The organism is Vibrio sp. SBT000027 (genome assembly GCF_963894355.1).
GTDB classification, from domain to species: Bacteria; Pseudomonadota; Gammaproteobacteria; order Enterobacterales; family Vibrionaceae; genus Vibrio; species Vibrio splendidus.
On sequence record NZ_CAWQGD010000003.1, the window covers coordinates 202,024 to 214,842 of the forward strand.

General features: G+C 44.7%; 12 protein-coding genes. 5 read left to right on the forward strand and 7 right to left on the reverse strand.

The genetic code is table 11. The annotated features are described in order from the left end of the window. Nucleotides 1-10: 10 nt before the first annotated feature. From AACU28_RS09500 to AACU28_RS09520, 5 genes are all read right to left on the reverse strand, one after another. Nucleotides 11-1,270, reverse strand: a complete 1,260-nt coding sequence (locus AACU28_RS09500) for an ABC transporter permease (protein WP_004735278.1) — start codon at nt 1,268-1,270, stop codon at nt 11-13. Continuing rightward, complete coding sequence (locus AACU28_RS09505; protein ID WP_004735279.1) at nt 1,267-1,983, reverse strand: ABC transporter ATP-binding protein; 717 nt, start codon at nt 1,981-1,983, stop codon at nt 1,267-1,269. Before AACU28_RS09505 ends, AACU28_RS09500 begins: the two co-directional genes overlap by 4 nt. Before the next feature lie 139 nt (nt 1,984-2,122). Then, nucleotides 2,123-2,890, reverse strand: a complete 768-nt coding sequence (gene zrgA / locus AACU28_RS09510; protein WP_121602837.1) for a zinc uptake protein ZrgA — start codon at nt 2,888-2,890, stop codon at nt 2,123-2,125. 41 nt (nt 2,891-2,931) lie between these two features. Then, nucleotides 2,932-3,222 carry a DUF2607 family protein gene (locus AACU28_RS09515; RefSeq protein WP_004735281.1) on the reverse strand — a complete coding sequence of 97 codons (291 nt, stop codon included), beginning with the start codon at nt 3,220-3,222 and terminating at the stop codon, nt 2,932-2,934. 90 nt (nt 3,223-3,312) lie between these two features. Continuing rightward, nucleotides 3,313-3,864: a YtfJ family protein gene (locus AACU28_RS09520; RefSeq protein ID WP_017089949.1), complete on the reverse strand. Its 552-nt coding sequence runs from the start codon at nt 3,862-3,864 to the stop codon at nt 3,313-3,315. 252 nt (nt 3,865-4,116) lie between these two features. Here AACU28_RS09520 and AACU28_RS09525 point away from each other — a divergent pair, with 252 nt between their 5' ends. Then, nucleotides 4,117-4,317 (forward strand): DUF1107 family protein, encoded by a 201-nt coding sequence (locus tag AACU28_RS09525; RefSeq protein ID WP_017080878.1) that lies wholly within the window; start codon nt 4,117-4,119, stop codon nt 4,315-4,317. A gap of 111 nt (nt 4,318-4,428) precedes the next feature. Here the strand turns inward: AACU28_RS09525 and msrA are convergent, their stop codons facing one another. Beyond that, complete coding sequence (gene msrA / locus AACU28_RS09530) at nt 4,429-5,058, reverse strand: peptide-methionine (S)-S-oxide reductase MsrA (protein WP_121602838.1); 630 nt, start codon at nt 5,056-5,058, stop codon at nt 4,429-4,431. A 195-nt stretch (nt 5,059-5,253) separates the two neighbouring features. On the opposite strand from msrA, the gene tamA reads away from it, so the two are divergent. The 4 genes from tamA to AACU28_RS09550 all read left to right on the forward strand — a co-directional run bounded on the left by tamA (nt 5,254) and on the right by AACU28_RS09550 (nt 11,565). Then, nucleotides 5,254-6,966, forward strand: a complete 1,713-nt coding sequence (gene tamA / locus AACU28_RS09535; protein ID WP_017092970.1) for an autotransporter assembly complex protein TamA — start codon at nt 5,254-5,256, stop codon at nt 6,964-6,966. Continuing rightward, the gene (gene tamB, locus AACU28_RS09540; protein ID WP_121602839.1) at nt 6,963-10,721 is read left to right on the forward strand and encodes an autotransporter assembly complex protein TamB; all 3,759 of its coding nucleotides are present in this window, start codon (nt 6,963-6,965) and stop codon (nt 10,719-10,721) included. Before tamA ends, tamB begins: the two co-directional genes overlap by 4 nt. 49 nt (nt 10,722-10,770) lie before the next feature. Continuing rightward, the gene (locus AACU28_RS09545; RefSeq protein WP_121602840.1) at nt 10,771-11,127 is read left to right on the forward strand and encodes a gamma-glutamylcyclotransferase family protein; all 357 of its coding nucleotides are present in this window, start codon (nt 10,771-10,773) and stop codon (nt 11,125-11,127) included. 81 nt (nt 11,128-11,208) lie between these two features. Continuing rightward, nucleotides 11,209-11,565, forward strand: coding sequence for a DUF2799 domain-containing protein (locus AACU28_RS09550; protein WP_004735288.1), 357 nt, complete (start codon nt 11,209-11,211; stop codon nt 11,563-11,565). 92 nt (nt 11,566-11,657) lie between these two features. Here AACU28_RS09550 and fbp read toward each other — a convergent pair whose 3' ends face one another. Beyond that, on the reverse strand, nt 11,658-12,668 hold the full coding sequence (gene fbp / locus AACU28_RS09555) for a class 1 fructose-bisphosphatase (protein ID WP_004735289.1): 1,011 nt from the start codon (nt 12,666-12,668) through the stop codon (nt 11,658-11,660). Nucleotides 12,669-12,819: the final 151 nt, after the last annotated feature.

The following is a 12,819-nucleotide window of genomic DNA, read 5'->3' on the forward strand; positions in this document are numbered from 1 at the left end:
GGTTCCTATTTTAGATTCTAATAGTCATGCCATCAGACAATGACTGACGGTAAGCCCTGAAAGCGGGAATAAAGCCGATAATGATTCCAGCAACTTGCACCAACATAAGCAGTTTCCACTCATGAGGTGTGATTGCGGATATCGATATGTTGATACCATAACTTTGTTGCACAATAGGAGCAACTACTGCGATCAAGGCAAACAACACGGCAACACCCAATGTGATACCGAGGAAGGTTAGGGCACTTGCTTCACTGATCAGTAAACCAAACACATGACGAGGCCTTGCTCCCATCGCGCGCAGAATGGCCATCTCTCGACGTCTTTCTTGCAAGCTAGTGAGTAGACTACTCAGCATCCCTAACAGTCCCGCGATTACAACAAACCCTGAAACAATCAGTAGTGCTTGTTCTGCTACTGCCATCATTCCCCATAATTCGTGAAGCGCAATGCCTGGCATAATGGCGCTCAAAGGTTCTTGGCGGTAGTTATTGATTTCTCGTTGCAGTGCAAAGGTTTGGATCTTCGATTTAAGGCCAACCATCATCGCGGTAATCTGCTTCGGTTGGAAGTCACGTTGCTTTAGCGCTTCAGCATTCGGTGTGTGCCCGAGGTTAGCCCCCGATTCCCAACCAACGTGAATCGCTTCAATGGCCTCTAACGAAACATGCACCGTTTTATCTACTGGTGTGCCGGTTGGCGCGAGTATTCCGACAATGGTGAAGGGCAGATTGTCGTGGCGACTGAAGGCGACATCACTGATACCGTGCGCCAGAATGATGTGATCACCAATCTTGTAATCTAACTTCTTCGCGACATCGGCACCAATCACGACATCAAATAGCTGATTAAACTCTTTACCTTGCTGAAAAGTAAGTGGTTGCTTACTTCCATAGCGATAATTTTCGAAGTAGCTATGGTTCGTGCCCATTACGCGGAAGCCTTTATGTGAATCACCCAATGAGATTGGGATCGCCCACTTTACAGCGTTGTGCTGGCTAAATTCTTCATAGCTTTTCCAGTCGATGTTGTTGGTCGCATTACCGATTCGAAATACGGAATAAAGCAGCAGGTTTACCTGACCAGAGCGGCCACCGACGATAAGGTCAGTACCTGAAATCGTATTCGCAAAGCTGCTCTTAGCTTCGGTTCTTACACGTTCCACACCGAGTAATAGAATGACTGACACCGCCACGGTGAGAATAGTCAGAATGGCTGTGGCTTTACGGTTGAGTACGCTTTTTAAGGCTAAGTGAGTAATTACTTTCATACGACAACCTTAGCTTGGTTAACGGTTTTTAAATCTATGGTTCGAGTGAACAGTTTTTCTAATGTTGGATCGTGACTGACAAAGATCAGGGTAGAACCCGCCTGATTGGCTTGTTCTAGTAACAGTTCGATAAAGGCTTCTCGGTTGTCATGATCCAGAGCCGATGTCGGTTCGTCGGCAATAATGATTTTGGGTTGGCCGATCAAAGCACGAGCGGCAGCAACACGTTGCTGTTGACCAATACTCAACTCGGTAACGGGCTTGTCCATTAGAGCTTGAGGTAGCTTTAATCTGAGCAACAACTCTTGAGCGGTTGCTTGCAGGCTGTTCTGACTTTCAGTGACTTGCTGCTTACGAATCTTAGAAAACTGACAAGGAAGCGTCACGTTGTCGATGACTGACAAGTAAGGAAGCAGGTTAAATTGTTGGAATATATAACCAATATGATCGGCTCTGAATTTGTCTCTCTGGCGAGGTGTTAGCTGTGTGAGATCTTGGCCAAGGATAGATACTTCGCCTTGTTCAGCTTGGTTGATTCCGGTCAGTAACCCTAACAATGTTGATTTCCCGCAACCACTAGGCCCTTTGATGAAAAGGTGCTCTTGGGCTTGGATATGCAGTGAGGGGATCTCTAGCGTTGGGGGCAATTCAGGCTTCCAACGAAAGCTGATATTTTCGAGTTTGACCACAAGTGATGAACTGTCAAAAGACATATTAGCTCCAATAATTAAAGCGGTGTCTCTACTGGACAGTTATTAGAATAATAAATTCCCAGATCACACCGATTTGTACAGCCAAGTAAGTGAATACTTACTTGGCTGCTTATCTACGTTTAATTCAATCTAATGCTAATTAGAATCGAAAACTAATACGATCTGCGTTAAGTACTTCTTGAATTTGAGCACTGTCAGTTAGCAGGTTCACAGTCATTGATTTTGTGTTGCTGAACTTAGAGAACCACTGAGTATTCACGGTATCCAGTTTTTCAATGTCAGAACATTGGTAGTGGTACTCGACAGTGAACTCACCGTGGCCGCCTTCTGAGTGGTCATGGCCTTCGTGGTCATCATGACCGTGTTCCGCATGGTCATGGCCTTCGTGGTCATCGTGACCGTGTTCCGCATGGTCATGGCCTTCGTGGTCGTGTTCCGCGTGGTCATGGCCTTTGTGGTCGTCATGATCGTGTTCCGCGTGGTCATGATCTTTGTGGTCGTCATGATCGTGCTCAGCGTGGTCATGACCTTCGTGGTCGTCATGTTCGCCTTCAGCGTGGTCATGGCCTTCATGGTCATCATGATCGTCTTCTAGGGTGTTCGTCACTGACTTGAACTTCAAAGTACAGCTTGCATTGTTGAAACCAAATAGTTCTTCTGGCTTATTTAATTGCGCAATCGCTTGTTCAAATACTTTCTTCTGCTCAGCAGTTTCTGGAGCATGTTCAAAGCCAACCACATCAGCACCGGGAGCTGTCACTTCAACAAGTAGCTCTTGTCCATCTTGAGCGATGTTCACTTCAACTTTACCGTGCACGTGTGCTTCGTGAGAGCGGAATTCTTCGTTAGCCAGAACATTAGTAGAGACAGTCATGCCGATAACAACGGCTAAAATAGTAGGTTTCATGTTTTTTTCCTGAATAAAGGTTAATTAAAAAGTAGTGGTAATTAAGCAATCTTTACAGGAGGTGAACGTGCTAAATAAGCGAAATACAGGCGCTGTAACGAAATTACTGACTCTGTAATAGTGGCTGTAAATTCTGAATGGAACTCTGGAACTTGTGGCAGTGAGTGCGCAGTAATGAACTGATTTATCGAAAACAGCTCACAGTGATGCGAAGTGTGGTGATCGGGGTCAATATCCACCATATGTGTTGCCGCTAACACGCTTAACATAAGCATCAGCCCAAGCAAGAAGCCTGTTTTACGTTTCACATTGTTAGGTGTGTTTTTCCACATCAGGATGATTAACCACAGAATTAAAAAAGGATACTGTTATAATATAACAATATCCTTTGGTCAGGTCTCGAAAAAGACGCGAATATCTTATTAAAGGCTCGCTTTAATCAACTCAATGACTTGAGTGACTTCTGATTCGTTTAATGTCCCTTCTTTAACAAACAATATTTTACCTTGCTTGTCTTGAACGATAATCGCAGAGCTTTCTTCTTTTAAAGCCCATGATGATGCTACCGTGCCGTCTTCATCTAGCACCATAGAAGACCATGGAAATTCTTCTTTGCTACTTTCTGCTGACGATTTAACAAAAGACCCAGTACCCCAAATCGCATCATCTTGGTTGATGATAGTAGTGGTTTGGTAGCTGTCTTCTGCGAATTTCGATGCTGTAATTGCTGCCATCAGTGGTGCGTTGAGCTCTTTCGAGCTACTACGGCCAGCAATAGCTTGAACGACGCGAACTTTACCTAGAAGATCATTGGTTGCCCAAGCTTGATATCCAGTATTTCCGTCGTTTAGTACGATTTCACCATAGTTGCTAACATCGACAGCTGGCAGAGTTGTACCTACAGATAGGTTGTGAGCATTGGCGAAGAGTGGAGAGGCTGCGGCTAAAAAAGCCAGTAGAGTTTTGTTTTTCATTATATTTTTGTTCCGCTTATTGGTTTGCTCTGGAAGTATAATATGAAATTTGAAAAATGCCTCTTTAACTTTTTTATCGTACGACGTAGAAATAAGTTGCAGGCTTGTTACCAAAAGGTATAATGCATCAATATCGAGATGAACAATAGATTATCTTGCTGTTTGCTAAAGGAATTAGCGATTAAATGTGCTTTGAATACGTTAGTGTTTAGGTACGTGACTGTAGTACTCAAATGGAATTGAGGTTGTATTATGTTAAGAAAATTTTCTACTTACCGTCCACGTCAGGTGGCACGTTTCGTTAAAGTCCTGTTCAAAGGCCAGTTTGCTATTGAGGGTATCGGAGAGTTTCGCTTCGACCAAGGCAAAGTGCTTCTTCCTGAAGTTTCAGACAAACAAAAGCTCACTATTTTTAAAGAAGTTAACGGCACCATTGCTGCGCTGCCGGTGTAACTGACTGTTGTAGATTTGCATTGCGTCAAATAGATTTCCAATGAAAAAGGGCTTCCTAGCGGAAGCCCTTTTTTTAATGGATGTTGTTCTAGCTTGTATGCCTAACGCACATTATTGCGGAGGGAAGCAGACACCCGTACCGCCCAACCCACAGTAACCGTTAGGGTTTTTGGCTAGGTATTGTTGGTGGTAGGTTTCTGCGAAAAAATATTTTCCAGCAGGCAGAACTTCCGTCGTGATCTCGTTGCCTAATGATTCAGTCATTGCTCGTTGATATTCACGTTTAGAGTGCTCGGCGACGGCTTGTTGCTGTTCGCTGAATGTGTATATCGCGGAACGGTACTGAGTCCCTAAGTCGTTGCCTTGGCGCATACCTTGGGTTGGGTTATGGCGCTCCCAAAAGGTCTCAAGTATTCGAGTTAAAGATGTTTGTTCGCTATCAAAAATGACACGAACGACTTCGGTATGACCGGTTTGTCCGCTGCATACCTGCTCATAAGTGGGATTGACTGTGTATCCACCAGCGTAGCCAACGGATGTGGAAATAACACCATCAAGCTGCCAAAACAAACGCTCAGCTCCCCAAAAGCATCCCATACCAAGTAGGACTTCTTGTTGGGAACCCATAGGAGCATCGAGCAAGTCAGTTTGATTGACAAAATGGCGCTCAGTGATTCGGATTGGGTCTGCATTTCCCGGTAATGCGGTTGCTGCGGAAACCAGTTGTTGTTTGTTTAGCATGTTATATTCCTTTTCGCATACGTTTACCGCGTAAGTTAACATTAGATCCAGGTTCATATTAACGGCTGGTTCATATTGATTAAGTCTTTAAATTAGACCGTGTTATTCCAAGATTTATTACAGACTCAATGTCTTTTTAGCGGTATTATTTCTTTTCATTTATTAACGTATTGATAACTTCTTCACCAATTAAGCATGATAAGAAAAACTTTACCAGTTCTGATAGGCACTCTATTGTCATCGACGCTCGCTTTCGCTGATGTTTCCCTTGAAATTAAAGGGCTTAATGGAGCGCTTGAGGATAATGTTGATGCTTATCTGAGTGCGATTCCTGAAGAAGAGTACTCGGTTTCATTAAGGTTCCAATCTCGCTTGGAGTCTATGATAAAAGAAGCCCTGAATGCGTTAGGTTACTACCACCCTAATATCACATTTTCTCACTCCGAAGATGATACCGAAATGACCGTTACGGTTGAGCCGGGAGAGCCTGTTGTTATTTATACCTCAGATATCGTTCTGACTGGTGAAGCCAAAGATGATCCTGACTTTTTGGCTTTGATAGCTAGGAGTAAGCTGTCTAAAGGTTCGATTCTGAATCATGGCAATTATGATTCTTTGAAATCATCGATCCGCAACCTTGGATTAGCGAAAGGCTACTTCGATGGGTCGTATGATCTTAGCAAGCTAGAAGTCGCCCCTGAATTAAACCGTGCTTATGTCCGCCTTCATTATAACAGTGGTATACGCTACCACTTTGGCACAACTACAGTGACGGGCAGTCAAATTGAAGATGACAAAGTTCAATCTCTCAAGCCGTTTAAAGATGGCGAACCTTACTCTATTACCAAAGTCGGCGAGTACAACCAAAACTTGTCGAATACAGATTGGTTCTCCTCGGTATTTGTTGAGCCAGATTTAAGTCAGTTAGGCGAAGGCCGAGAAATCCCGATGAAGGTTAGCCTTGCTCCGCAAGCTCGTAACCAAATCGAAACGGGTATCGGTGTCTCAACAGACCTTGGTGTGAAAGGTACCCTCAAATGGAAGAAACCTTGGGTTAATGACAGAGGCCATAGCTTCAATAGTAGCTTGTCGATCTCCAAGCCTGAGCAGACGATCACGGCAGCTTATAAAATCCCATTGGATGACGTACTTAATGACTACTACCAAGTTAAGTACGGTATGAAAAATTTGGATAATCGTGATACCAAGAGTTTGGAATCAAACCTTGCCTTAGAAAGATATTGGCGCCTGGACAATGGCTGGCAACGCACGGTGTTCATTCGATACTTGGTCGAAAACTATGAACAAGGTTTACAAGATGACTTGGCACAGTTTGTTTTGCCGGGTTTCTCTTTCTCACGAACTCGAACGCGAGGTGGTTCGATGCCGATGTGGGGCGATAAACAAACCATTATGTTTGAAGCGGCTGATGATACCTTGTTATCTGAAACTAAGGTTGTTCGTTTTCAAGGCCAAACCGCTTGGATTCGAAGCATTGGCGATAACCACCGAGGTCTAACTCGGCTTCAATTTGGCGGTAACTTTGCCGACGAGTTTGAGAAGCTGTCTCCTTCCCTAAGATTCTTTGCCGGTGGTGATAACAGTATTCGTGGTTATGGCTATGAGTCGATCTCTCCGCGCGATGAAAGTGGCGCTCTAACGGGTGCAAAATTTATCGCAACCAGTTCGTTTGAATACCAATACCGCTTGGTTGGAAACTGGTGGGGCGCTGCATTCTACGATATTGGTGATGCATTTAATGACAAGCCAGAGTGGAAGCACGGCACCGGTGTCGGGGTGCGTTGGGCGTCCCCCGTTGGTCCAGTGAGTCTAGATTTTGCTTGGGGCCTAGATGCGAAGAAAGGCGATGAGTTCCAACTGCACTTTAGTTTAGGACCTGAATTATGATCAAAGTGATGGGCAAGTGCCTGAAATGGACGTCGATCTCATTGACGTCTATTTTGCTATTGTTGATAGCCCTGCTCGGTTTTGTTTTGTTCACCAATCCAGGGTTGAACACCGTGTTGTGGGGCGCTGAAAAAGCATTACCACAACTTAAAGTGGAAAGTACTAAAGGAGCCCTGTTCCCAAGCTTTACGCTTAATAATGTTCAGTTTAAAGATGACAGCCTGCATATCGACACCAAGGTTCAAAAGCTGAACTTGGCTATTAATCCTCGCTGTCTGCTTGACCCTAAGCTGTGTGTCGATCGTTTAGCGATTCAAGGGTTGGACTTCGCATTTACTGAACTGCCTCCACCCTCTACAGAAGAAACAGAACCGACTCCGCCCGTAACATCGGTAAAAACACCGTTGCCAATTGTGATCAACCGTATCGCTTTGTCTGATATCAAGTTAAATATCTTGGGACATGAAATTGAATGGGGTTTGTTCTCAACGGCTCTGAGCATGCAGGGAGAAACGCTGACGGTATCGCCAACCTTATTCAATGATCTGAAGGTTAAACTCGCGGAGTCGACAGAAGAACCGCAAACAGAAGCGGTAGAACCAGAGGCTGCCACTAAAACGGCTATCGAGTTACCTGAAGTCTTAATTCCTTTGCAGGTTGTACTTGAGCGTTTTGACCTAAACCGTTTCACCTTAGAACAAGAAACGCCAATCGTTGTTAATCACCTTGGGTTAGAGGCACGCGCGGGTAAACACACGGTTGATGTTTCAACTCTCGAACTCGATATGCCACAAGCCAGCGCGAACCTAACGACGAAGGTTGAGCTTAAAGGTGATTACCCGTTAGAACTTTCTTTGGATGCGTTAGTGAAAGAAACAGACCTCGCTGGTCAGAAATTATCACTAAAAGCACAAGGAAGCGTGGCTAAGCTGCACTTAGATTCTCAGTTTTCTGAGCTGATTGAGGCAAAGCTGTCTGGGGATATTCAACCCTTAGAGCCAACTCTACCATTTGACCTTCTTTTAGAGGGCGGACAAGCGCAGTGGCCTCTTACCGGAAAAAGCGATTACCAAGCGACAATTGAGCAATTCAAAGCTGATGGCTCATTAGATGGCTTCAATGTTCTACTTAAAGGTGAGGCCGATGGTAAGGAAATCCCTGAGTTATCAATCGATCTGCAGGGTAAAGGCACGACGGAACAGATTGAGTTCGAGCGTCTAAAGCTAAACACGTTAGGCGGTGAACTCAACGGTGTCATTAAAGCGAATTGGAAGAGTCTCGTTAACTGGCAAGCTGACGTGACACTCAAAGACATTCAGCCGGGCCTGCAATGGCCAGAAGCCGAGGGTAACATTAGCGGAAGCATCGTCACCTCGGGTGAGTTGACGGAAGCGGGCGGTTGGGCGATTGAATTGCCTAAACTGGATATTGAAGGGATCTTGCGAGAGTACCCTCTGGATATCGAAGGTCAGTTGTCAGCGTCGGATCGCAGCGCGAGCGGTGAACCAAAGCTGAAAACCAGCGGTTTGAGCTTGGCTCATGGTGTTAACTCGATTAAGGCACAGGGGCAACTTGATAAGCAATGGGACATGGGCGTTGAGATCTTCTTCCCTGATCTTGCAAAAAGTAGTCCTGAGCTGAAAGGTAGAGTGATCGGTAGCATCCAACTTAGCGGTCCAACGAAAGAGCCTGAAGTCGATCTCGCTCTAAATGTGGATAAGGTAGATTGGAATAACGAAGCAACACTCGAATCTTTGTCGCTTAATGGCTCTTTGGTTCCTCTGCCATTACCTGAAGCCCAAGCCGATCTTGTACTCAAAGCTAAGAACTTAACCTATCAAGATCAAAACGTGGAAAGTATTGATCTCACGGTGAGTGGTGGTGAGAAGAAACACATAGTGACACTTGATGTGATATCCGACATCGTGTCGACAAGTTTGGCCATCTCTGGAGAGTTGATTCAAAAGCCTTCTATTATTTGGGATGGGTCGTTAGACCGCGTCAAAATAACCACTCAGCAAGGTCCTTGGGTATTAGATCAACCTGTCGCGATAAAGGCGGATGTCGATAAACAGTTTGCCGATGTTCAAGCGCACTGTTGGAAGCAATCTGGTTCGAGTGTGTGTTTGGATGAAGACGTTCGTGTCGGTAAATCGGGTGAGGCCAAGGTGGCCATCAATCAATTCGATTTCGAGCAGATTAAAGCCTTTGTGCCTAAAGAGACGCAATTGCAGGGCTTAGTCAATGCGACCGCTCATGCTAAGTGGTCTGAACAAGGTGAACCTGAGGTTACGGTAAGTGTTGATATGCCGAAAGGTCAGGTTGTTCAACAAGTTGGTGAGCCAATTACACTGGGTTGGGAAAGTATTGCATTGAATGCCCAGCTGAAAGATAACAAATTGGATGCCGATTTTAAGCTGGATGTTTCCGACAATGGTGACCTGTCTGGTACGGTGTCGTTACCGGATATTCTTGCCGAAGACAAAATGGTCGATGCTGCAATTAAGCTGACCACGTTCCACCTCGATTTCTTACAACCAATCCTAGGTGAGTACAGCCTGTTGAAAGCCGACCTTGAGAGTGATCTTCAAGTTAAAGGCTCTTTGATGCATCCTCAAGTCTTTGGTCAGTTCTCGGTTGATGGTATTCAAGTCAAAGGCGACGTTACGCCTGTTGATGTGAAAGATGGCCGTATCGATCTCGACTTTGATGGTTATAGTGCAAAACTGGATGCGAATGTAGAAACGCCTGACGGTCACCTTGATATTGAGGGAACCGGGGATTGGCAAGATCTTAAAGCATGGCACTCTAACGTTAGAGTTTTTGCCGATGAGTTGATGGTTGATATCCCGCCGATGGTCAAGGTTAAGGTCGTACCTGATATGACTATTGATGTCACGCCCGAGCTGGCAAAAATTACGGGTGACATAGCACTACCATGGGGACGAATTGTGGTAGAAGACTTACCACCGTCAGCGGTTGGTGTGTCTTCCGATCAAGTGATATTGAATAAAAACCTTGAGCCTGAAAGTGAAGATACGATCCCATTCAATGTGATGACCAATATTAATATCTCCATTGGTGATGACTTTAAATTGTCTGCCTTCGGTCTTGAAGGCGACTTGGTTGGTAAGCTCAATGTAGCTCAAAAAGACCAAGGCCCATTCATCACTGGTGAAGTTAATATCGTCGATGGTACTTACCAATCATTCGGGCAAGACCTCTTGATCGAAGAGGGTAAAATTCTAATGAATGGTCCACCGGATCAACCATATGTAGCCATCAATGCGATTCGTAACCCTGATAATACTCAGGATGATGTGACCGCAGGTATTCGAGTTACAGGCCCTGCGACAGAGCCGACCATCGAGATTTACTCTGATCCAGCGATGCCACAAGCGAACGCGCTGTCTTATATTCTGCGTGGCCAAGATATCGATGGTGAGTCCAGCGGTTCGATGACAACAACCTTGATCGGTTTGAGTTTGGCGAAGAGTGGTAAGGTTGTTGGCGAAATCGGCGAAGCCTTTGGTGTACAAGATTTACAACTGGATACAGCAGGCTCTGGGGATGACTCTCAGGTTACGGTAAGCGGCTATATTCTCCCAGGTTTACAGGTGAAATATGGTGTGGGTATCTTTAACTCGTTAGGCGAGTTTACCGTTCGTTATCGATTGATGCAGGATCTCTACGTTGAGGCAGTATCGGGTCTAGACAGTGCTGTGGATCTTCTCTATCAATTTGAATTTGAGTAACACTTTGAGCGGTGATTGATTAGCGGATGACGAATGCTAGGGAGTGAGTATGCAGCAGCTCGTTTTTGTTTATGGGACATTGAGAAAAGACCAATCAAACCACCACTATTTAAAACAGTGTGAGTGTTTAGGAAGGTTTGACACACCTGAGGAATACGCACTTTTTGATTTAGTTGCGTATCCGGCGATGATTTTCGGAAAGAAAAGTGTCGCTGGCGAGGTCTATATCATTAACGACGAAATTTTGGAGTCGCTCGATCGGCTAGAAGATGTTCCTGTTGAGTATCGTCGCGAGCAAATAGAGACTATATTTGGATTAGCATGGGTATATTTGTATCAGCTTGATCTAACAGCTAATAAAGAAATACTTTCGGGTGACTGGTGTAAGCGGGACAACCCGCTATAGTGAATGAACTACTGGAAGCATTCTGACGTAATAGCTAAAAGTCTCAATGTACGAGCTAGTCTTTTCCATCAGGAGGAAATTATGAAATATATATTATTGGTGCTATCAGTAATGCTATTTGGTTGTGCGCAAACCCCGCCACCAACATCAATGAATACGACCGATTGGCAGAGCTTTGGCGAAGAAATGGCAATGAAAGGCAAAACGAAGCAGACTGAAGCAAGTTTGGCAGAAGCTGCGTCTTCACCATCTATTGATGCCGATTTGTATGCGGCTTACGACCAAGGTTATGAAGTGGGTAAAACTCAGTACTGTTCGCAGAACCCGCGAGCGCTAGGACGCCGCGGTGAGACCTACCTTGGCATTTGCGATGACGTCGATAAATGGTTCCGTTTTAATTACGAGCGTGGTGCTGAATCAAAGTATAGCGTTCAATAGTTCGGTGATTGTTTAATTCAGCGAACAACAAAAAGCCAGCATATAAATGCTGGCTTTTTTAATGACGTTATTTTGAGAAATAAACGAGAGAATTAGTCTCGGTTAAGCTCAAGAAACTCTTCTACTTTGCGAACCATGTCTGTTGAGCCAACAAAGAAAGGTACACGTTGGTGTAACTCAGTTGGTTTGATGTCCATGATACGTTGAGCACCGTCTGAAGCGATACCACCAGCTTGTTCCATAAGGAAAGCAATTGGGTTGCACTCGTAAAGCAAACGCAGTTTACCTTGAGGATGGCTTTGTGTGCTTGGGTATAAGTAGATGCCACCTTTCAGCAGGTTACGGTGGAAATCTGATACTAGAGAACCAATGTAACGAGAGGTGTAAGGGCGGTTATCACTTGGCTCATCTTCTTGGCAGTACTTGATGTACTTTTTAACACCCGTAGGGAAGCGGAAGTAGTTACCTTCGTTGATCGAGTAGATCTTACCTTCATCAGGGATCATCATGTTTTCATGAGATAGACAGAAGGTACCCAGTGATGGGTCGTAGGTGAAACCATTGACGCCAGCGCCTGTTGTGTAAACAAGCATGGTTGAAGAACCGTAAATTACGTAACCAGCTGCGACTTGTTTGTGTCCAGGTTGTAGGAAATCTTCTTGTGTTGGTGGGGTACCAATCGGTGACACTCGGCGGTAGATAGAGAAAATCGTACCAACCGATACATTCACATCGATGTTTGAAGAACCATCAAGTGGATCCATCAGAACAACGTATTTTGCGTTTTTGTTGAGCTCTTTATTGAAGGCAACAGCTTCGTCTTCTTCTTCACTTGCAACGCCACAAACTTGGTCACGAGCTTCTAGAGCCGCTTTAAATTTGTCGTTCGCGTAAAGGTCTAGCTTTTGTTGCTCTTCACCTTGAACGTTGTCTGTACCAACAGCGCCAGTAATGTCGACAAGACCTGCTTTGTTGATTTCACGGTTAACAATTTTTGCAGCAAGACGAATTGATGACAAAAGGGATGATAGATCACCACTTGCATGGGGAAAGTCACTTTGTTTTGCAACAATGAACTCACCAAGGGTGCGCATCTCAGACATGTTATTTCCTTAAACTTCTCTCAATATTAGGGGGGATTTGAGCACTGTAGATTAGGCCTCTTGAGTGGGCTTTATTCATCTAGACGCTTACCTAAATTCTAAAGGTTAGATCTTTTTAATGGTAATGAACTAAGCGACACAGATCTCACTT